This is a genomic window from Pseudomonas sp. JS425, assembly GCF_018223845.1.
In the GTDB taxonomy this organism is placed as follows: domain Bacteria; phylum Pseudomonadota; class Gammaproteobacteria; order Pseudomonadales; family Pseudomonadaceae; genus Aquipseudomonas; species Aquipseudomonas asiatica.
On sequence record NZ_CP073661.1, the window covers coordinates 790,280 to 808,370 of the forward strand.

The 18,091-nt window shown below is 56.0% G+C and carries 22 protein-coding genes and 6 tRNA genes; 16 read left to right on the forward strand and 12 right to left on the reverse strand.

What is annotated here, in order from left to right; genetic code table 11:
- The first annotated feature begins 225 nt into the window (after positions 1-225).
- The 5 genes from KDB76_RS03550 (at position 226) to KDB76_RS03570 (ending at position 669) form a co-directional block, all read left to right on the forward strand.
- Positions 226-301 (forward strand) — tRNA-Asn (locus KDB76_RS03550).
- A gap of 4 nt (positions 302-305) precedes the next feature.
- Positions 306-382 (forward strand) — tRNA-Pro (locus tag KDB76_RS03555).
- Positions 383-388: 6 nt separating this feature from the next.
- Positions 389-464 (forward strand) — tRNA-Lys (locus KDB76_RS03560).
- Between the two features lie 47 nt (positions 465-511).
- Positions 512-588 (forward strand) — tRNA-Pro (locus KDB76_RS03565).
- Positions 589-593: 5 nt separating this feature from the next.
- A tRNA-Lys gene (locus KDB76_RS03570) sits at positions 594-669 on the forward strand.
- A gap of 177 nt (positions 670-846) precedes the next feature.
- Here the strand turns inward: KDB76_RS03570 and KDB76_RS03575 are convergent.
- The 4 genes from KDB76_RS03575 to KDB76_RS03590 form a co-directional block, all read right to left on the reverse strand.
- Positions 847-2,142: an NAD(P)/FAD-dependent oxidoreductase gene (locus KDB76_RS03575; protein ID WP_003260618.1), complete on the reverse strand. Its 1,296-nt coding sequence runs from the start codon at positions 2,140-2,142 to the stop codon at positions 847-849.
- An 84-nt stretch (positions 2,143-2,226) separates the two neighbouring features.
- Positions 2,227-2,400 (reverse strand): DUF3094 family protein, encoded by a 174-nt coding sequence (locus KDB76_RS03580; RefSeq protein ID WP_013970765.1) that lies wholly within the window; start codon positions 2,398-2,400, stop codon positions 2,227-2,229.
- A 133-nt stretch (positions 2,401-2,533) separates the two neighbouring features.
- Positions 2,534-3,163, reverse strand: a complete 630-nt coding sequence (locus tag KDB76_RS03585; RefSeq protein ID WP_013970766.1) for a DUF1780 domain-containing protein — start codon at positions 3,161-3,163, stop codon at positions 2,534-2,536.
- 55 nt (positions 3,164-3,218) lie between these two features.
- Entirely contained in the window at positions 3,219-3,650 is a 432-nt protein-coding gene (locus KDB76_RS03590; RefSeq protein WP_015268860.1) for a hypothetical protein, read from the reverse strand.
- Between the two features lie 86 nt (positions 3,651-3,736).
- On the opposite strand from KDB76_RS03590, the gene KDB76_RS03595 reads away from it, so the two are divergent.
- Positions 3,737-4,444, forward strand: a complete 708-nt coding sequence (locus tag KDB76_RS03595; protein WP_038408631.1) for an energy-coupling factor ABC transporter permease — start codon at positions 3,737-3,739, stop codon at positions 4,442-4,444.
- Positions 4,445-4,579: 135 nt separating this feature from the next.
- Here KDB76_RS03595 and yacG read toward each other — a convergent pair whose 3' ends face one another.
- The 4 genes from yacG to KDB76_RS03615 are packed head-to-tail and all read right to left on the reverse strand — an operon-like array spanning position 4,580 to position 7,477.
- Positions 4,580-4,780, reverse strand: a complete 201-nt coding sequence (yacG, locus tag KDB76_RS03600) for a DNA gyrase inhibitor YacG (protein WP_003260624.1) — start codon at positions 4,778-4,780, stop codon at positions 4,580-4,582.
- Complete coding sequence (gene coaE, locus KDB76_RS03605; protein ID WP_013970769.1) at positions 4,777-5,400, reverse strand: dephospho-CoA kinase; 624 nt, start codon at positions 5,398-5,400, stop codon at positions 4,777-4,779. Before coaE ends, yacG begins: the two co-directional genes overlap by 4 nt.
- Entirely contained in the window at positions 5,400-6,266 is an 867-nt protein-coding gene (locus tag KDB76_RS03610; protein WP_038408633.1) for an A24 family peptidase, read from the reverse strand. The genes coaE and KDB76_RS03610 overlap by 1 nt, the downstream gene beginning before the upstream one ends.
- Positions 6,267-6,268: 2 nt before the next feature.
- On the reverse strand, positions 6,269-7,477 hold the full coding sequence (locus KDB76_RS03615; protein WP_023660629.1) for a type II secretion system F family protein: 1,209 nt from the start codon (positions 7,475-7,477) through the stop codon (positions 6,269-6,271).
- Positions 7,478-7,692: 215 nt separating this feature from the next.
- Between KDB76_RS03615 and KDB76_RS03620 the strand changes: the two genes are divergently transcribed.
- Together KDB76_RS03620 and KDB76_RS03625 are read left to right on the forward strand one after the other, a co-directional pair.
- Entirely contained in the window at positions 7,693-8,103 is a 411-nt protein-coding gene (locus KDB76_RS03620) for a pilin (RefSeq protein ID WP_038408635.1), read from the forward strand.
- 71 nt (positions 8,104-8,174) lie between these two features.
- Positions 8,175-8,250: transfer RNA gene (locus KDB76_RS03625), tRNA-Thr, on the forward strand.
- Between the two features lie 122 nt (positions 8,251-8,372).
- Here KDB76_RS03625 and KDB76_RS03630 read toward each other — a convergent pair.
- A complete protein-coding gene (locus KDB76_RS03630) occupies positions 8,373-8,987 on the reverse strand; it encodes a recombinase family protein (RefSeq protein WP_038408637.1) in 615 nt (204 codons plus the stop codon).
- Between the two features lie 264 nt (positions 8,988-9,251).
- Between KDB76_RS03630 and KDB76_RS03635 the strand changes: the two genes are divergently transcribed.
- From KDB76_RS03635 to KDB76_RS03645, 3 genes are read left to right on the forward strand one after another with little or no spacing between them, the layout of a single operon-like run.
- A complete protein-coding gene (locus tag KDB76_RS03635) occupies positions 9,252-9,647 on the forward strand; it encodes a lysozyme inhibitor LprI family protein (RefSeq protein ID WP_080708126.1) in 396 nt (131 codons plus the stop codon).
- Between the two features lie 46 nt (positions 9,648-9,693).
- The gene (locus tag KDB76_RS03640) at positions 9,694-10,053 is read left to right on the forward strand and encodes a hypothetical protein (protein WP_144241742.1); all 360 of its coding nucleotides are present in this window, start codon (positions 9,694-9,696) and stop codon (positions 10,051-10,053) included.
- A complete protein-coding gene (locus tag KDB76_RS03645) occupies positions 10,050-10,574 on the forward strand; it encodes a hypothetical protein (protein WP_038408639.1) in 525 nt (174 codons plus the stop codon). Before KDB76_RS03640 ends, KDB76_RS03645 begins: the two co-directional genes overlap by 4 nt.
- A 104-nt stretch (positions 10,575-10,678) precedes the next feature.
- On the opposite strand, the gene KDB76_RS29640 is transcribed toward KDB76_RS03645, so the two are convergent.
- Both KDB76_RS29640 and KDB76_RS03655 read right to left on the reverse strand, forming a co-directional pair.
- A complete protein-coding gene (locus KDB76_RS29640) occupies positions 10,679-11,758 on the reverse strand; it encodes a hypothetical protein (RefSeq protein ID WP_235208027.1) in 1,080 nt (359 codons plus the stop codon).
- 225 nt (positions 11,759-11,983) lie between these two features.
- Positions 11,984-12,184, reverse strand: coding sequence for a helix-turn-helix domain-containing protein (locus KDB76_RS03655; protein WP_038408641.1), 201 nt, complete (start codon positions 12,182-12,184; stop codon positions 11,984-11,986).
- A 166-nt stretch (positions 12,185-12,350) separates the two neighbouring features.
- Between KDB76_RS03655 and KDB76_RS03660 the strand changes: the two genes are divergently transcribed.
- Entirely contained in the window at positions 12,351-12,887 is a 537-nt protein-coding gene (locus KDB76_RS03660) for a hypothetical protein (protein ID WP_038408643.1), read from the forward strand.
- A gap of 2 nt (positions 12,888-12,889) precedes the next feature.
- Here the strand turns inward: KDB76_RS03660 and KDB76_RS03665 are convergent, their stop codons facing one another.
- On the reverse strand, positions 12,890-14,098 hold the full coding sequence (locus KDB76_RS03665) for a site-specific integrase (protein ID WP_038408645.1): 1,209 nt from the start codon (positions 14,096-14,098) through the stop codon (positions 12,890-12,892).
- A gap of 334 nt (positions 14,099-14,432) precedes the next feature.
- Between KDB76_RS03665 and KDB76_RS03670 the strand changes: the two genes are divergently transcribed.
- The 4 genes from KDB76_RS03670 (at position 14,433) to KDB76_RS03685 (ending at position 17,910) form a co-directional block, all read left to right on the forward strand.
- Positions 14,433-15,755, forward strand: coding sequence for an integrase arm-type DNA-binding domain-containing protein (locus KDB76_RS03670; RefSeq protein ID WP_038410338.1), 1,323 nt, complete (start codon positions 14,433-14,435; stop codon positions 15,753-15,755).
- Between the two features lie 418 nt (positions 15,756-16,173).
- Positions 16,174-16,371, forward strand: a complete 198-nt coding sequence (locus tag KDB76_RS03675; protein WP_232857351.1) for a hypothetical protein — start codon at positions 16,174-16,176, stop codon at positions 16,369-16,371.
- A 286-nt stretch (positions 16,372-16,657) separates the two neighbouring features.
- Complete coding sequence (locus KDB76_RS03680) at positions 16,658-17,638, forward strand: integrase domain-containing protein (RefSeq protein ID WP_038408649.1); 981 nt, start codon at positions 16,658-16,660, stop codon at positions 17,636-17,638.
- Positions 17,635-17,910, forward strand: coding sequence for a hypothetical protein (locus KDB76_RS03685; RefSeq protein ID WP_038408651.1), 276 nt, complete (start codon positions 17,635-17,637; stop codon positions 17,908-17,910). Before KDB76_RS03680 ends, KDB76_RS03685 begins: the two co-directional genes overlap by 4 nt.
- Positions 17,911-18,091 lie beyond the last annotated feature (181 nt).

The window sequence follows — 18,091 nt, forward strand, 5'->3', positions numbered from 1 at the left end:
TGCCCCTAATATACGCCGCGTTGTCAGGCACTAAGCGAATCACCAGCAACACCGGTGACCGCAAAACAACTTACAAATCAGTAAGTTGAATGAAAAAAAGTGGTTGACAAGCAAAACGAAGAATGTAGAATAGCCGGCCTCAGCAGCTGCAACGCGAAAGCGGATAGCCAAAGAGACCGAAGCTAACACAAGCTTCGAAGCTGTAAAGATGTACCGAAGTTCAGTTCCGCGATAGCTCAGTCGGTAGAGCAAATGACTGTTAATCATTGGGTCCCTGGTTCGAGTCCAGGTCGCGGAGCCAATCTCGGGGTGTAGCGCAGTCCGGTAGCGCGCCTGCTTTGGGAGCAGGATGTCAGGAGTTCGAATCCCCTCACCCCGACCATTTTCCGGGTCGTTAGCTCAGTTGGTAGAGCAGTTGGCTTTTAACCAATTGGTCGTAGGTTCGAATCCTACACGACCCACCATGTAAAAAGGGCATCTCAAGCGAGATGCCCTTTTTCTTTAAGTATCACGGGGTGTAGCGCAGTCCGGTAGCGCGCCTGCTTTGGGAGCAGGATGTCAGGAGTTCGAATCCCCTCACCCCGACCATTTCCGGGTCGTTAGCTCAGTTGGTAGAGCAGTTGGCTTTTAACCAATTGGTCGTAGGTTCGAATCCTACACGACCCACCATGAAAAAAGGGCATCTCGCATGAGATGCCCTTTTTTTTTGCGTTGAATTTATCCCACAAGCATGGGCTCTTGGGCCCACACAGCCCTGTGTGGGAGCGGGTTCACCCGCGAATGCGGCAGCAGGTTCACCATCGCATTCGCGGGTAAACCCGCTCCCACAGGGCATGCTGGTGTCTGTCAGTGCAGTTTCAGGCGCGGCTCGGTACCCCGGCCAATCTTGCTACCCAGCATCATCAACGCCGTACGGAAGAACCCGTACAACGCCATCTGGTGCATCCGGTACAGCGACACGTAGAACATCCGCGCCAGCCAGCCCTCCAGCTTCACGCTGCCCATCAGGTTACCCATCAGGTTGCCCACCGCCGAGAAGCGCGACAGCGACACCAGCGAACCGTAGTCCTTGTACTCATAGGTCGGCAGCGCCTTGTTCTCCAGCCGCGCCTTCAAACTCTGCGCCAGCATCGAAGCCTGCTGGTGCGCCGCCTGGGCACGTGGCGGCACGTTGCGGTCGCTACCCGGTTGCGGGCAGGCGGCGCAGTCACCGAAGGCAAAGATGTTGTCATCGCGCGTGGTTTGCAGGGTAGGGCGCACCACCAGCTGGTTGATGCGGTTGGTTTCCAGGCCATCGATGTCCTTGAGGAACGCCGGCGCACGGATACCAGCCGCCCACACTTTCAAACTGGCCTGGATCACTTCACCGTCTTTGGTTTTCAGGCCATCCTCGGTCACTTCACTGACGGCGGCATTGGTCATCACCTTCACCCCGAGCTTTTCCAGGGTCTTGTGCACCGGCACGCTGATGCGCTCTGGCAGCGCCGGCAGTACGCGCGGGCCGGCCTCGATAATGGTGATGTGCATGTCCTTGGGCTGGATGCGGTCCAGGCCATAGGCCGCCAGTTCGTGGGCCGCGTGATGCAGCTCGGCTGCCAGTTCCACTCCGGTGGCACCGGCGCCGACGATGGCCACGCTGATCTTCTCGCTCGCCACGTCACCGGCGTGGGCGCGCAGATAGTGGTTGAGCAACTGCTGGTGGAAACGCTCGGCCTGCTTGCGGGTGTCGAGGAACAGGCAGTGCTGCGCCGCGCCCAAGGTGCCGAAGTCGTTGGTGTTGGAACCCACGGCAATGACCAGGGTGTCGTAGCCCAAGGTGCGCGCAGGCAGCAGCTCGCGGCCCTCTTCGTCGAGGGTGGCGGCTAGTTGAATCTGTTTGCCTTCACGGTCCAGGCCGCTCATGCGCCCCAACTGGAAGTTGAAGTGGTTCCACTTGGCCTGGGCCACGTAGTTCAGTTCGTCTTCCGAGGAGTTCAGCGAGCCGGCGGCCACTTCGTGCAGCAGAGGCTTCCAGATGTGCGTGAGGTTGGCGTCGACCAGGGTGATCTCGGCCTGCTTGCGCTTGCCCAGGCTTTTACCCAGGCGGGTCGCCAGTTCCAGGCCGCCGGCGCCGCCGCCGACAATCACGATGCGATGAGTCATGGGGATATCTCATAAGGTTTACGGAATTCGTGGCCCCGGGGGCCGGCCGCAAACTGCACGAGGGGAGGGCGAGCGCGAAGCAGCTCATAGCACCAGTCCACTGAGCAGGCGGCTGATGAGACCCAACCCGATGGTCACGGCCACCACCAGCACAAGGAGCAGCCACGGCCGGAAGGGCCTGCGCTCGACTTGGTGCTGGGGGGCTCGCAGATACTCATCGACACGACGCTGATCTTCCGGATTCAGGCGGCTGGTCATGGTGGGGCCTCGTCAGGTAGACGTTTGGGACTGCGTAAACGCTACAGCGTTCACGCAAGCGCTTGAAACAAATGATAAGGCTTTCTATCTCTGGCGCCGAGTGTACGCCATCGCAAACACTCGCTGCAGTGGATCAAAGACTGATGCCCACGTCGAACACAATGCTGCGGCCCAGGTTGCCGCGCAGGAAGTCCGGCGCATCGGGGTGGGCGAACAGCACCCGGGCAAATGTCGGCCCTACCAGTGACAGCGAGCGCCAGCCCTGGCGCAGGTATTCGGTGGGCGGCGGGAAATGGGTATTGAGGTCGAGCACTTCGCGCTTGAGGCTGGCGAAAGCAATGATGTCCAGCTCGTTCAGCTCCAGCCCGCGTTCCCGGTAGTTGTGCGCCTTCTTGCGCAAGGTTGGCGCCAGCCGCCCCAGCAGCTCGGTGGCACTGATGCGCCGCGGGCGCGCTTCGCGGCGCACCAGTTGCGCCAGGGAAAACGCACTGCGACGGCGCTGCAGTTCTTCGCGCCATTCATCGTTGAGCCGGCGGCCCTCGTCGAGCACGAAAAACACCTCGAACGCCGCGTCGCGGAACAGCACGTCTGGCGGTTCTTGCCCGGCCGGGGTGAAGTCCTCGCTGCGATAGGGGATGTTCAGCCCCTGCAACAGGCGTTGGCACACCCAACGCTCCCGCTCCCACTTGCGGGCGTTGGAGAGAAAGGCATTGGCTTGTTCCGCCTGGATGGTAAGCAGGCGCAGGTAGTCTGAGTCATCCATGCAGACAAGCTTAGCTGCTAATCGATGACGATAAGATGCTGTTTGTGCGCAGAATTCAGCCCAGTATTGGCCATTGCTGCACCACCCCAAGCAGGTGCACCAGGCCAAACCCCAGGCAGATCAGCGAACTGACCACGATGAAACGCCGCGAGCGCCCGGTACCCGCCAGCAATATCGGCCCCAGCAGGCCGCGCGCCAGGTACACCAAGGTGATCAGGCAGATGGCCGGCAGCAGCAAGGGCAACCGCCCGATGGCCCCGGCAGCTGACAGCGCATACCCCGACCAGGCCAGCAGCACGCAGGCGATGGCTGCGGTGATCAGCCCTGGGTACCAGCGGCCGTTTTCGGCGGCCACGGCCATGCGCTCGCCGGCCCCGAACAAACGGTACCAGCGCGGCCCGACGGCGATGATGACCAGGTGAAGTACGCCGATGATGGCGTTGAGCGCTGCTGCCAGCAGCAGGGCGAGGTTGATTCCTTCCGGCATGAGCAATGCTTCCTGCATCGAGTGAGGGTGCCAGCCTAGCGCAACCGAATGAAACGGAGAATGGGTGTAGACTCGGATTTATCCACATGGCTGCAAGGGGCATTCGTCAAGTGATCAGCGCGCAGGTGTTGTCGGGCACCACCCTTACGCTTGGCTGGCTGGGATATGTGCCGTTGCTGATCTGGGCGGTCAGCCAGGTGCGCTGGGTTGAGCTGTTCACCGACCGGCGCCGCCAGCATCTGCTGTTTGGCACGGTGTTCTGCCTGTTTGCCTTGTGGTTGGTGCGGCGCGATTTCGATACCGGTGTGTCGTACCACTTCATAGGCATGACGGCGGTCACGCTGTTGCTGGACTGGCCACTGGCGGTGCTTGGCGGGTTCATGGCCCAGCTCGGTTTGCTGGTGCTGGGGCGTCAGGACCTGGCGGCGCTGGGGGTGAATGGCTTGTTGCTGGTTGGCCTTCCGGTGCTGATCGCCGAGGCGTGCGCGATAGGGGTCGAGCGCGCCCAGCCGCGGAACCTGTTTGTGTATATCTTCTGTTCAGGGTTCTTCCCGGCGGCATTGACCGTGCTGGCCTGCCTGTCGGCTGCGTTGGGGCTGTTGTGGCTGGACGGGCGCTTCGCCATGCCGGAGTGGCTCAGCGATTTTATCGGCTACCTGTGGCTGATGATGTTCCCCGAAGCGTTCATCAACGGCACGGTGATCAGTGCGCTGGTGGTGTTTTGCCCGGAGTGGCTGGAAACCTTCAACCGCACGCGGTATCTGCAGGCGCCCTGGAAGGAGGATGAGCGGTGATTTTGTGGCGGCTGTACTGGCCCTTTCGCGGGTAAACCCGCCCCCACAGGTAATGCACCAGCCTTGAAAGCCGTGAGGTCTCTGTAGGAGCGGGTTCACCCGCGAAAGGGCCCTGAAGGACACCTTGCTATCGGATCAATGCCGCGGCTCCAAATCCCCCGAGTACAGCTCATCCTCGGACTCTTCCGCCCCCGGAATCTTGTGCTCCTCCGCCGCCCAAGCCCCCAGGTCGATCAGCTTGCAACGGTCCGAACAGAATGGCCGGAACGGGCTTTTCTCGTTCCATTCCACAGGTGCGCCACAGGTCGGGCAATCGACGGTCAATGGCTGGCTCATGGCTGGCCTCCTCGTAAAGTCAGGTAAAAGTGGTGCAGGCGGTCAATCTGCTGATGCAGCGCGGCCAGGTCGCCGTCATTGACCACCACATCATCGGCATGGCGCAGGCGCTCCTCGCGGGCCAGCTGGGCCTTGAGAATGGCCTGCACCTGCTCGGCACTGGTGTTGTCACGCGCCAGGGTACGCGCCACCTGTAGCTCCTGCGGCGCATCGATCACCAGCACCCGTTGGGTTTTCTGGTGCTGGCCCGACTCGATCAGCAGCGGCGACACATACACCGCATACGGCGACTCCGCCTTGGCCAGGTAGCTGAAAATTTCCTGCCCGATCAGCGGGTGCAGCAATTGCTCCAGCCATTTGCGCTGTGCCGGGTCGGCGAATATCAGCTGGCGCAGTGCCGAACGATCGAGTTGGCCGTCCGCCTGCAGTACGCCGGCACCAAAGCGCTCGACGATGCTGGCCAGGGCCGGGCGGCCAGGCTCGACCACCCAGCGCGCCGCCTGGTCGGCATCGACCAGATGCACGCCAAGTTCGACGAAACGCTCGGCAGCGGCGCTCTTGCCGCTACCAATGCCGCCGGTCAGGCCGAGAATCCAGGGGGTAAAGGCCGCAGTGGTCATCAGAATCCAAGCAGGTTTGTGTATGAGGCGTATATTTCATCACCCCAGAGCACGGCAATCCACCCCGCAATCGCCAGATAGGGGCCAAACGGGATCGCCGTGCCCATGGCATGGCGGCGCAAGCGCAACAGGCACAGCCCAGCCAGCGCCCCGACCACCGACGACAACAGCAGGGTCAACGGCAACACCTGCCAGCCACCCCAGGCCCCGATCAGCGCCATCAGCTTGAAGTCGCCATAGCCCATGCCTTCCTTGCCGGTAACCAGCTTGAACACCCAGTACACCGTCCAAAGGCTGAGGTACCCAGCCACCGCGCCCCACAACGCACTGGTCAGCGGGACGTAGAGGCCAAAGGCGTTGACGATCAGCCCCAGCCACAGCATCGGCAGCACCAGCGCATCCGGCAGCAACTGGTGCTCGGCATCGATCAGGCTCAGGGCCAGCAGGCACCAGGTCAGCGGCAGCGCTAGCAAGGCCTCGGGCGAAGCACCAAAGCGCCAGGCCACCACCAGCGACAGCAGCGCGCTGGCTAACTCCACCAATGGGTAGCGCGGGCTGATGCGGGTCTTGCAGGCTGAACAACGCCCGCGCAAGGCCAGGTAGCTGATGACCGGAATGTTCTCCCACGCGCGAATCCGATGCGCACAATGCGGGCAGCGCGAGGCGGGTAGCCACAGGTCGAAACGCTCGTGCGGCGTGATTGGCAACTCCAGCATTTCCTGCGCCTCACGCTGCCATTGCCGCTCCAGCATGATCGGCAGGCGGTACACCAGCACATTGAGAAAACTGCCCACCAGCAGGCCGAGCACCGTGGCCAAGGTGAGAAAGTACGCCGGCTGCTCAGCCAGCAAAGTCCATAAAGTCATGTTCAGATCAAGCTACCCAACTGGAAGATCGGCAGGTACATCGCCACCACCAGGCCGCCCACCAGCAGGCCCAGGACCAGCACGATGGCTGGCTCCAGCAGGCTGGTCAATTGGTCCAGCGCCTGGCTGACCTGTTCCTCGTAATGGCTGGCGGCTTTTTCCAGCATCTGGTCCAGCGTGCCACTGGATTCCCCGATGGCCGTCAGTTGAACCAGCAGCGGCGGAAACAGCGGCTCAGCGGCCATCGCCTGGTGCAGCCCCTGCCCATTGGCCATGCCCTGACGCAACCGCAACACCGCCTGTTCATGCAGGTCGCCACCACTGACCCTTGCCACCGTGCCCAGCGCATCCAGCAACGGCACGCCGGCGGCATAGGACGTTGCCAGACTACGCGCAAAGCGCGCCAGCGCCGCCTGCCCCAGCAGCGTGCCGAACACCGGCAAGCCCAGCACCCGGCAAGATATCCACAGGCGCGCTGGCGCGTGCTGCCGGTAGAGCTGGCGCATGGCAAAACCCAGCACCACGCCCATCACCAGCAACAGCGGCGCAAAGCGGCTCAGCCCTGTGGACAAGTCGATCACCCATTGGGTAAATGCCGGCAACGCCACGCCCATGCCAGAGAACATGCCCTCGAATTTCGGAATCACCTCCAGCAATAGGATCGCCGACACCCCCAACCCCGTCAGCAACAGCAGCAACGGGTAGATCATCGCCTTGCGCACCTTCTTGTGCAGCGCCCGACGTTGCTCCAGCATGCCTGCCAACTGTTCCAGCTGCCGGTCGAGCGTGCCGGACTGCTCACCCACCCGCACCAGGTTGCAGTACAGCGCATCGAACCACCCCGGGTGGCGCTGCAACGCATCTGCCAGCCCCAGGCCCGAGGCCACATCCTGTTTCAATCTACCCAGCAATGCCGCCTGCGCCGCATCACAGCCACTGCGCCCCATCACCTCGAACGCCTGCAGCAGCGGCACCCCGGCCTTGAGCAAGGTCGCCAACTGCCGGCTGAACCCCGCCGGGTCGGCCTTTGCCCGCCGATTCGGCAAACTGAACGTCAGCCCACCGGCAGGCCGCAAACTGGCAACCTTGATGCCCTGGCGGATAAGCCCGGCACGCACATAAGCCGGGCTGCGCCCGGGCGTTTGCCCACTGACCGGTGCGCCATTGGCGTCGGTGCCGTGCCAGGTGTAGAGGAGTGTGGATTGGGTCATACAAGGTCCTTTTTCTGCCCGTGCGACAAGCCTGGAAACAGCTTGCCGCGCCCATGCAAGGGCGTGCGTCCGAGATGCTCACTAGAGTAGTTCAGCGAAGACGACGCCCAAGCGGGCAGGGGTGACAAAAGGTGTCTGTTCAGGCCTACTGCGCCGCTGCCAGCCGGGGTCGAGCCTGACCTCAACGAGTACGCGTATCAAAAAGGAAAACGTTCATGAAAGGGCAACGCGGTATCACCCTGATCGAACTGATGATCGTCGTCGCGATCATCGGCATTCTGGCGACCATCGCCTTACCGATGTACACCAACCACCAGTCACGCTCCAAGGCCGCGGCCGGGTTGCTGGAGATCAGCGCGCTGAAGACCGCGATGGACCTGCGGTTGAATGACGGGAAGGATGTGCCGGATGTGGCCGCGCTGGGTGGCCAGCCGGCGACGGCGCACTGTGCGATCACGGCTAGCGGCAAGGCGGCGGATGGCACTGGGAGCATCGTTTGCACGCTGGTGGATGCGCCGGCGACCGTGCTCGGCAAGGCACTGACCCTGACGCGTTCGGCTAGCGGATGGACGTGTACGACCGACATCGAGGAAGACCTGGCGCCGAAGGGGTGCGAGGCGCCTTGAGGGTGGGGCAATAAACTAGCGGAAACAGGGGTTTGCGTAACGGGTGCGAGCAGTGGTACGTTGCGCTACACGCCGGTGTAGCTCAGTCGGTAGAGCAGCGCACTCGTAACGCGAAGGTCGCAGGTTCGATTCCTGTCCCCGGCACCAGTAAATTCAAGGTCTCCAGCGATTTTTATGTGACAGCAGAAGAGGCTGTGACAGCATGGTGACAGCAAAAAGCCCCACTCAGAGCGCTCTGAGTGGGGCTTTTTCGTGGTGCTGGCGACATTTTACGCTGCCGTATCGCGGATGCGTAGCACGGTAGTAGTCGAGCAATTGGCATGCCTAGCGGTGGCCCGGATGCCCATACCAGCTCCCAGCAGTTCCTTGACCCGTTTGTGCAGCTCTTCATCCACCGGGCGCCCTTGGTACTTTCCAGCTGCTTTAGCTTTCTGGATTCCCTGTGCTTGGCGCTCCCGCCGCTGCTCATAATCCTTCCTAGCAATCGCAGCCATCATTTCCACAAGCATTGAGTTGATTGCGCTAAGCATACGATTCGTGAACTCATCGCCCTTGGTATCACGCAATCCCTGGTGACTAGTAGGCAGGTCCAACGCGACGATGCGAAGGCCTTTAGCGTCTATAGCTGTCTTGAGCTTGTTCCAATCGTCTACAGGCAGGCGAGAGAGACGATCAATGGACTCAACCAACAGAACATCCCCTTTTCGAGCATCCTTGAGTAAACGCAACAACTCAGGGCGATCCGATGCAGCCCCGCTGGCATTCTCAATGTACTCACAAGCAATGGCCTTGTTCTGATCCTGCACGAACCTTTCCAGCGAGTCGCGGGCGCGACCGGCGTCCTGCTCGTCTGTGGATGCACGAAGGTAGGCACGTATAAACATGATGCGTCCTGTATCAGTTAGGGTGTTCTCCTACTAGTGTTGCACTTTGGGTGTTACATATCAAGCAAAACGGCTGATAGGAGGATCAGTTCGCCTGTATCAGTCTAAGTATACGTAAAAATGACACGCTTTCAGACTTGAAGCCTTGCTTGTAATGCAGGCAATGCCCGCTGCGAGCTATCTACTGATAGCTAAAAGGTGTAGCGGCAAAATGCCATTCATGGTTATCATTGGATTTCCTGAGTTGTAAAATGGACTTTAATAATGAATCGCCATCTAGCTGTGCTTTCACTATCGCTCGTATTTTCACTCCACGCGTCAGCACAGGAAAACTACTCTGCTGAGTACGCTATGTGTGTGGACAAATCTGAAGGGATTACATCAAACCTGAGTGATTGTAGTAACGAGGAACTGACGAAGCAAAATGAGCGATTGAACAAATATTATAAGGTCGCAATGGCTAATCTTGCGGCTGATAAAAAAACACAGCTGCGAGATGTTCAGCGTGTGTGGATAAAGTATAGGGACTCCAATTGTGGTATGTACTATACCTTATCTGGTGGTTCTATGGATGTTCTAAATGGTGTTGGATGTGAGCTTAGTATGACTCAAGAAAGAGCGGACGAACTCCAATGGTTTGCTGAAAATGGCGGCGAGTGATTTTTCGAGTTAGTACGTATATTAAGATGGTGCAAGGAAGATTTATATGGGAATGTCGTTGAGTAAGTGCCTGGCTTTGGCAGGACTTTGTGGCTCTCTAGTGATATTGGGGGCATGTTCCAATAGTGTTCCATCATGCAGTGATGTTCGAACTACTGATTTGGTTATAGACATAACTAAAGGTGAGCTCACAAAACAGTTGGGCGCGGCTTTAGTGCGTTCTATAAATTTCAGTGTGGCCAATATACGCACCACTGATGAGAACGAAAAGACCGGGGCGTTTAAATGCGCGGCCGAGCTAAAGATGACTGGTCCAGCAAAAGAAAGCGTTGCCCCAGTTTGGTATACGGTAGAAGCAACTGATGACGGGAATTTTTATGTTAACGTTGCTGAGGAGCCGATATGAAAACTTCAGCTGAATATGTTAATGGTGGCGCTGAAGTTGAGAGCAGCTTTACTTACCAGCCAAACTTCATAAAAATGATATTGTTGGTGCTTGCTTTTGGTGGCATGTCTCTATACTTGGTTTTTACTTCTGGTTTGGATAGAGTTCCTGGTGGCCTCACTAAGCTTCTGGTCCACCTTGGTTGGGACGCTCACGTGGTGATGAAGGTTGTCGGAGTTTTAGGTATTGTCTTTTGTATCTATGTCATAATGGTACTGCTCTTTTCCAAGGTTTCAGGAAAGAAAAAGGCAATTAGGCTGTCATCGAAAACTCTGTTTGTCCCGGCAGGGCATTTTAGCTCAAAAATAAATGAAATTAGATGTTCAGATATTTTGAAGGTGAGCATCGAAGATGTCATGAATCAGAAGTTTATTAGGGTTGAGCATAAAGCAGGTAAAGTCGACTTGGCCATGACAATGTTTAAAAGTAAAAAGATGTTTGGCGACTGCTATGAGGCAATTTTGCGGTCGACTAAGTTGTAAGTCGGCTTTCAAGCGGCAGATAGCCTTGCGGCTATCTGCATTTCGCTATATTTAATGCGGCTGGGCTTAAGTGCGAAGTCTTATAGTTTTTGTAATAGGCTTTGTTAGTCAAAAGAGCTTGCATACAAGGAGTTGTCCTCAAGCCAAGCTTTTATCGGGAATTCCAAGTATGACAGTACGTCGTTGTGAAATTTTTCTGCGTCTAAATCGGCCCCTTGTAAAGTGTTAAAGGCTGTTTCATATACTAGGTCTTTTAGCTCTTTCCAGGAGCTTGATTTTTTTAAGATTGCTTGCCCGTACTTAATGCTGATTAGAGGTTCATATTTAACGTAAAAATATTTATTTCTAGTATTGCTTTCCTTTTCTCGCTCTAGAGCCATGTATGCAATTACCATGGTTCTTCTCAGCTTTTCTAAGCTCTTGAAGTTTTTGTTTTTGTAGCCAATGAACCTCGTGATGCTATCCATATAGGCGATGTACTTTGATTCTCTTTGGATAGACCATGATGGTTGTCTTCTGTGGCTTAGTTTTGCCCAGATTTCGCTTAGTTCTTTATGGCTTTTCTGAAATAAAGTCTCGAACTCGTTGCGCTCGCCTAGCTCTATTATTTTATTGATTATTTGTACTTTCTTGGATTTCCAGACTGGTGCCTGTTCAAGGTATTTAGGTATTATTCCCCCTAAGTATTTTTCAACTAATATAAGTATTTCATTGTTTGTCATTCCGTCGTGGACTGACCACTTGCCAAGCAGTTTTTTGGTTTTTATTGATAGCCCCCCGGAAATATAGCGATTTCCAAACTTTCGGTTCTGGTATGTGCCGCCATAGAATAGATTTTTACAGTGGAATAGTCCGACTGACTTTTTTCCCTTGACGGGGGCGATATGGCATAATCGGACATCTGCATTTGGCCTGTATCTAACAAGCTCCATAGTTTCGATGAAGCTTCTTAGATCGTGCCCGTTCAGTATTTGTACAGTCCCCGCTCTTCTGCACTGTCTGAGCAGGTATAAGACTTCATCGTTCTGGGTTAAATTCGCGCGCTTTTTTTCGATTTTCGCTTTTGCAGATTTTATCTTGCGGTGGGCATTTTTTCTGCATTTAGTAGTGCAGTAAATCTGGTTCTTCCATTGTTTGGATCCTTTCTCAATTGTCGATAGGCAAAAAGCGCAATTTTTCTTCACGACTACCACTCCCGTTGAATAATAGTCGTTTACAGTTTTGATTGAGCCGTCCCCATATCCTGACTAGACGGGCGTACGGTTAAATATTATGTGTGGTACTTGCGCTCTATTATTAGGTGTCGCATTCAAGTGCATCAGAAGCGTCGAAAATTTCTGCGGTGATATTTTTAGCATGCTGGATGTCAGCACATGCCATTTGTGATCTTCTCCTATCATGTAGCCATTTCAGCGTGCACAGTCTTTAGCTTGGCGATTGATAAATTCCTCCAATTCTTTAATCAGTATTAAGCGGCGTCGGCCTACTTTAAAACTCTGAATATCACCGCGCGCCAGAATTTCATACATCATTGATCGGGCGACCCCGATTAAGCGTGCGCTTTCGTCTACCCCAACAGAGAGGGGGGTTGGCAGTTCTCGGTGCCTCATACACTTTCTCCTCAATCTGAGCCTAGCGGCCCCTAAAGTTGACGATGAGCGCACCTTATCGTGGCGCCACTCAGTGTGTCAACACAAAATTATGTGTTGCCTTGGTCTTGTGTTGTTCGTTTTCCTGTGGCATTCTTTGGGCATTCCCTTTTTGTAAGGATCAAAAATGGCTGTCCGAAAAAAGTCAGAGATAATTCATCTGCGAGTTGATCCCGTCTGCAAGCTTCTTTTGGAGTCTATCGCTAATGTGGAGGGGGTAACTGCGACCAGAGTTATTGAACGGTTGATCACTCAGGCAGCAGGAGAGATAAAGATCGAGGAAGTAGATTATTTAATAAATGAAAGCGTGCTAGAGCACGGCGAACTAACTTTGAAAGACGCAATTAAAATGGCGTATTGTTCTGGTGAGCCGTTATTAACGAAGCTAAGGCTCCACTATCTGGCGTATGAGGTTCTTACAGCTCGTGATAAAGAAATCACTAAGGCGATTGTATTGAATATTGATTTGTTTGGAGGGCAGGATAATATTTTTACAGCTGAAGAAAATCTCGTAAGTGAAGATGGCTTCAGCGTTGTACCTTGTGTTAGTCTTGAGAGCATCCGTTTGCATATGGCCTCTCTTGAAAACTATGCGGAATTCAAAGAGAAGAATCCAAATCTAAGAGTTAGATATAAAGAGTACCTAAAGATTTCTGGCTTGTGATCCTAAAGTAACTCTACGGCAGCAGCCTTAGTGTCTGGCGCTAAGTGGGCATAACGCAAGGTCATCTTGAGATCGGCATGGCCTAGCAGATCTCTTATCGTGTTGAGCGGTACGCCCCTCATAGCGAGTTTTGAGGCAAACGTATGACGCAGATCATGCCATCTAAATGAGGATATTTCGGCGGCCTTCAACACTCCATCCCATGACTTTTTAACGTTATCCATACGTCCGCCAGTTTGACTTGGAAATAGACGTCCACTATCGGTCGACTGTTTTTGCCACTCGCATATTGTATGCAGAGCCTCAGTGTTTAGTGGAATGTGTCGTGTCTGATCGGATTTTGCACTATCTCCAACTACCGTCAAATTCCTTCGCTGAATATCAATGTCGGCCCAAGTTAAGTTGAATAATTCTCCGCGCCGAAGTCCTGTGTTCAAGCTGATTATTGTCATGGGTTTAAGGTGGTCCGCAAACGTTAGCTTGCGCAGATCTGGTAGCTCGTCTTTTTTTCTGGCCTGACGCCATTGGTTGGCGGTATCACGCTCGCGTCGTATGCGCTCTTCGCGGTTTTCTAGGGCTTTGCGTAGGCGCTGTTCCTCTTCCCCTGATAGGAATCGAACCCGACCGCGTGTATCGAGGCGCAGGGGCTTGAGCTTGGTCATGGGGTGAGTCTCGATCACGCCCCACTCTACGGCTTTGGAGAGGGCGCCACGAAGCGCTGCCAGTTTCCTGTTGGCGGTAGCTTCCTTCAGGCCGGCTGCTAGCCACTTTACCCGCATGGCCTCTAGATCGCGCTGGTTGAGATCTGACAGGGGCTTTGCCATCAACGAGGTAAAGCTGTGCTCTATGGCGTGCCGCGTTTTCTGGTGAGCTTTGTGGTGCGTTTCCAGCCAAGGGTAATAGCTTTCGGTCAGATAGCTTTCCAGGGTGTGAATGACCCGGCGCTTGTTCTTGGTAGCGACCAACGGGGCTCCGTGCTCGTGCGCTTCCGCCAGCCACCTTGCAGCTTCCGTCCTGGCCTGGTCGAGTGTCATCATACCGACCCGGCCCAGAGTGGCCGCTTGGTTTCTGCCCCAACTGACCATATAGCTAGCGTGGCCGCTGGGTAGCACTCTGATGGATAGGCCGGGCTGCGCTGTATCGTGTATGCGGTAGGGCTTCTCCTGCGGCTGAATGCCCGCAAGAAGCTTGGCGGTAAACTTGGTTTTCATGGCTCGGCGTCCGTGACAGCAGGGTGACAGCGAAATGGACTATACGGACATGTTTCAGACGACACAACCACACGGTAACGCCCAATATTCACTGGGTTTGGTCCGTGCCTGCTAGTGTCTAGAACGCACTCGTAACGCGAAGGTCGCAGGTTCGATTCCTGTCTCCGGCACCAGTTCAGGTTCCAGCGAAGGCTACCAAATTCTCTGTAACCCCCGTAAAACCCGCCTTCTGGCGGGTTTTTTCGTTATGGCGTTCCGTCGGATTCCGACAGCTGCCAGCCGATTTAGGGGTAACGTTTGGGATAAAGTCGATTCGATAAAGGGGTTTACCCTTATGGCTCGTACTACTGCTCCCCTGACTGACACCGCATGTCGTTCGGCCAAACCTACTGACCGCCCATACAAGCTTTTCGACGGTGACGGTCTTTACCTCCTCGTTTACCCCAACGGCCGCAAAGGCTGGCGTTTCCGGTATGTGAAACCAGATGGGCGAGAGGGGCTGACCTCGTTTGGCAACTATCCCGTCATTGGTCTCGCAGATGCTCGGCAGAAGCGTCTGGAAACTAAGCGGATGCTGGCTGAGGGTATTGATCCGATCGCGTCCAAGCAGCAGGCCAAGGCCGAGGCGGTTGTCAGAGGGCACACGTTCGAACGCGTTGCCTTGGACTGGCATAAGGAAATGTCCGTGAAGTGGGCGCCGGGCCATTCTAGGACTGTGTTGAGTCGCTTGAAGACTCACGTATTCCCGCTGCTCGGCGCACGCGCCATCGTTGATCTGGATACCTTCGACCTCATGCAGCCGCTGGAAGAGATCAAAAAACGCGGCACGATCGATGTGGCCTTGAGGGTGCAAAACTACCTACAGAGCATCATGCGTGAGGCTAAGCGGCAGCGGCTGATCACGGTGAACCCTGCATATGATCTTGAGGGCTTCATCAGCGCGCCACGGGTTACGCACCGGCCTGCACTCCCGCTCTCTCGTCTGCCTGAGTTGATGGACCGCATCGAGAACTACAAGGGACGTACGCTCACTCGGCTGACAGTCATGCTGTCGCTACACGTGTTCGTGCGCTCCAGCGAATTGCGCTTCGCACGTTGGAGTGAGTTCGACCTGAAGCGCGGCATATGGGAGATACCGGATACGCGGCCCGCTTTGGAAGGCGTTCCGTATTCGACCAGAGGGACGAAGATGGCGGGCGATATCCATCTGGTCCCTCTGTCACCGCAAGCGGTGGCGTTACTCGAACAGATTCATGCGATCACGGGGTACTTTGATCTGGTGTTTACCAGTGACGCTCGCTCGTGGAAGCCTATGTCTGAGAACACGGTCAACAGCGCTTTGCGGAACATGGGCTACGACACCAAGACCGAAATTTGCGGGCATGGCTTTCGGTCCATGGCGTGCAGTGCCTTGGTCGAATCCGGGCTGTGGTCAGAGACGGCTATCGAGCGGCAGATGAGCCACAGGGAGCGCAACAACGTTCGAGCGGCGTATATCCACAAGGCTGAGTTCCTGGAGGAACGGCGAATGATCATGAGTTGGTGGAGCCGTTACCTCGAAGCGAACCGGCAGGAGCATATCTCGCCGCATGAGTTCGCGAATCAGACCGGGGCAAACGTTTCTAGCCTAAGAGCAAGGCGTGGCGCAGTCGAGTGAGCGCACGGCTTTGAAGTTTCGATGATCCGCTTTCCATTCGGGTCCATCCAAACAGGGCTGCAAAGCCGCCCTGTTTGGATGGACCTTACCTAAAAAGATCAAAAGCACCACATCGGCCACTGGGTGCCACGGTGTTCCGTATACGCCCAGTACCATTTTCAATCGCAAAACCATGCGGTGCACATCGCTTGACCCTCCCGGATTGCGGGCGTAGAAAAGACAGTGCAAAGGCTGTCGTTGACAGCACCCCAGGTGACCAGAGCCTTCAAGGTCACGCCGCTCTGGCGGTGGTTCTCCCCAAGGGCGATTCGCATCCGGCAGCTCACCCGGTCACTACCCATGTGATGGATGCTCTTATACATATGGCGCTCGTGCGCCAGATACTCCGTACTTCGCTGCCCTGCAGCAACCTATCCGCTTGGCCAAATTTTTGCGCCAACCTGTGCCCGTCTCTTTCTTCTGGAAAGAGACGGGCACTTCTAACACTGCTGCAGCCCTGATCGCACAAGGCTTTGCGGCAATCCCCATCGTGACAATCGGCGTGACAAACGCCGATGTCACCAGCAACAGCGCTGTAGACGATGGTGCCGCAGACCAGGGAATGGACTGCACCTGACTGACAGTCAGGCATGCCCCCGGTCATCGCATTGCTGCTTGCACCTGGCTCAGGATCTTCAGGCGCTGGTTTAGTCAGCCAGCACTGCTTCCACCCGCCCACCGGTAACGGTGTTCAGGAGGCCAGATCATGAGATGCCCTTGCTCCCGGACGTAAGGAGCCGCCAGTCCCGCGTAGAGGACATTCCCCACAGGTCGCAGGGGCCTTGATCCCTGATAACACTCAGCATTCTTGGCGGGATGACGTGGGGCGAGGATCGGAGAAAGCAGAAGATGAGGTGACCAATATGGCATTGGTGAGTAGACGCGATGGCCGCAATTTCGGCTACGGCAGGCAATTGAGCTACGCAGGGCCGCAAGCGCTGAAAGACATGTTCGGCGGCGGCCATTACGGCACGGTCAAGGCGCACTGTGATCGGTGGCAGGCATTCGTGAAATGGTGCCGCTCAGAACAGGGGCCGGGTATGAATGATGCGCGGCAGATTGATCGGAAGGTGTTGGCGGACTATGCGGCGTATCTACGCGACGTGGTTAGGCGCGGTGACCTTGCTGTCAGCACCGCACAAAACCGCCTATCCAGCGTTAACAGGACCATGGCAGCGCTTCGCGGTGATCAGCATGTGAAACTGCCAAGTCCGAGCAAGGCGTTGGGTATGCAGCGCACCGGGGTTCGACAGTCGGTGCCACAGGGGCAAGACCGTGAACAGGTTAAGCAGATCGTCGATACGCTTTGCCGCCATCATCACCTACGGGCCGCCGCGATCATTCTGTTAGCACGAGCTACCGGCATGCGCTTGCGTGAGGCCATCCTGGCCGACTTACCACGGCTGAGCCGTGAGGCTAACGACCTAGGCAGGATAAACATCCAGGATGGCACCAAAGGCGGCCGAGCTGGCGCCTCAGCGCCACGATGGATTGCGGTAGACCAGCATGTTCAAGACGCACTTTGGTTTGCACGGCAGGTGTCGCCTGCGAGTAGCCGCAACCTAATTGCTTCTAACGAAAGCTATCGGAGCGTTCTGCAGGAAATCGTCCGTCCCGCGCGGGACATCCTACATGCAGACAACCTAAAAGGTTTCCATGAGCTGCGGGCGGCGTATGCATGTGAGCGCTACGAGCAGATCACCCAACACGTTGCGCCGGTTAACGGCGGCCAATGCTACCAGGTAGATAGGAACCTTGATCGTGAGGCCCGGTGGCAAATCAGCTACGAACTGGGGCACGGTCGGATGGACGTGGCCGCTGCCTACGTTGGAGGGCGGACATGAGCAAACCATTCGATATGGAGTGGTTCTTGGCGGGCGTGCTATCCGGGTCGCACGCGACGCGTCAACGCCATTTACGGCAGGCGAAGGCCATCCACACTGCAATTGCCGAGCGCTGGCAGCGTGAGACGCCTTGGTCCTGGCAGAGAAAGCATGTGGCGTGGTTTCTCGAGCATTGCCTAGACCGCCACAGTGAGTTGACGCGGTATTACTACTTGTTGACTGTGCGGCTGATCACTCGTCGATTAGAAAAGTCATGGGTGTTCAAACGCTAGGCATTACGGAACATTGTATCGATGTTGGATTCAGGCACCACGTAAAGGGCGTGATATAGACGATTTCGACCAATACTGTGATTCGAGCGAGTTCAGGGCGCAAATTGATGACCATCAATTCGTACAACACGGCATCGGGTGCGGTCTTCCTATCCGATCTCCCGCTACAGCAAAGACTGAT

Bases quoted from the DNA above. Each gene is read 5' to 3' on its own strand.
- KDB76_RS03575 (WP_003260618.1), bottom strand. From the start codon at position 2,142: ATGACTCATCGCATCGTGATTGTCGGCGGCGGCGCCGGCGGCCTGGAA.
- KDB76_RS03580 (WP_013970765.1), bottom strand. From the start codon at position 2,400: ATGACCAGCCGCCTGAATCCGGAAGATCAGCGTCGTGTCGATGAGTAT.
- KDB76_RS03585 (WP_013970766.1), bottom strand. From the start codon at position 3,163: ATGGATGACTCAGACTACCTGCGCCTGCTTACCATCCAGGCGGAACAA.
- KDB76_RS03590 (WP_015268860.1), bottom strand. From the start codon at position 3,650: ATGCCGGAAGGAATCAACCTCGCCCTGCTGCTGGCAGCAGCGCTCAAC.
- KDB76_RS03595 (WP_038408631.1), top strand. From the start codon at position 3,737: ATGGCTGCAAGGGGCATTCGTCAAGTGATCAGCGCGCAGGTGTTGTCG.
- yacG (WP_003260624.1), bottom strand. From the start codon at position 4,780: ATGAGCCAGCCATTGACCGTCGATTGCCCGACCTGTGGCGCACCTGTG.
- coaE (WP_013970769.1), bottom strand. From the start codon at position 5,400: ATGACCACTGCGGCCTTTACCCCCTGGATTCTCGGCCTGACCGGCGGC.
- KDB76_RS03610 (WP_038408633.1), bottom strand. From the start codon at position 6,266: ATGACTTTATGGACTTTGCTGGCTGAGCAGCCGGCGTACTTTCTCACC.
- KDB76_RS03615 (WP_023660629.1), bottom strand. From the start codon at position 7,477: ATGACCCAATCCACACTCCTCTACACCTGGCACGGCACCGACGCCAAT.
- KDB76_RS03620 (WP_038408635.1), top strand. From the start codon at position 7,693: ATGAAAGGGCAACGCGGTATCACCCTGATCGAACTGATGATCGTCGTC.
- KDB76_RS03630 (WP_038408637.1), bottom strand. From the start codon at position 8,987: ATGTTTATACGTGCCTACCTTCGTGCATCCACAGACGAGCAGGACGCC.
- KDB76_RS03635 (WP_080708126.1), top strand. From the start codon at position 9,252: ATGAATCGCCATCTAGCTGTGCTTTCACTATCGCTCGTATTTTCACTC.
- KDB76_RS03640 (WP_144241742.1), top strand. From the start codon at position 9,694: ATGGGAATGTCGTTGAGTAAGTGCCTGGCTTTGGCAGGACTTTGTGGC.
- KDB76_RS03645 (WP_038408639.1), top strand. From the start codon at position 10,050: ATGAAAACTTCAGCTGAATATGTTAATGGTGGCGCTGAAGTTGAGAGC.
- KDB76_RS03655 (WP_038408641.1), bottom strand. From the start codon at position 12,184: ATGAGGCACCGAGAACTGCCAACCCCCCTCTCTGTTGGGGTAGACGAA.
- KDB76_RS03660 (WP_038408643.1), top strand. From the start codon at position 12,351: ATGGCTGTCCGAAAAAAGTCAGAGATAATTCATCTGCGAGTTGATCCC.
- KDB76_RS03665 (WP_038408645.1), bottom strand. From the start codon at position 14,098: ATGAAAACCAAGTTTACCGCCAAGCTTCTTGCGGGCATTCAGCCGCAG.
- KDB76_RS03670 (WP_038410338.1), top strand. From the start codon at position 14,433: ATGGCTCGTACTACTGCTCCCCTGACTGACACCGCATGTCGTTCGGCC.
- KDB76_RS03680 (WP_038408649.1), top strand. From the start codon at position 16,658: ATGGCATTGGTGAGTAGACGCGATGGCCGCAATTTCGGCTACGGCAGG.
- KDB76_RS03685 (WP_038408651.1), top strand. From the start codon at position 17,635: ATGAGCAAACCATTCGATATGGAGTGGTTCTTGGCGGGCGTGCTATCC.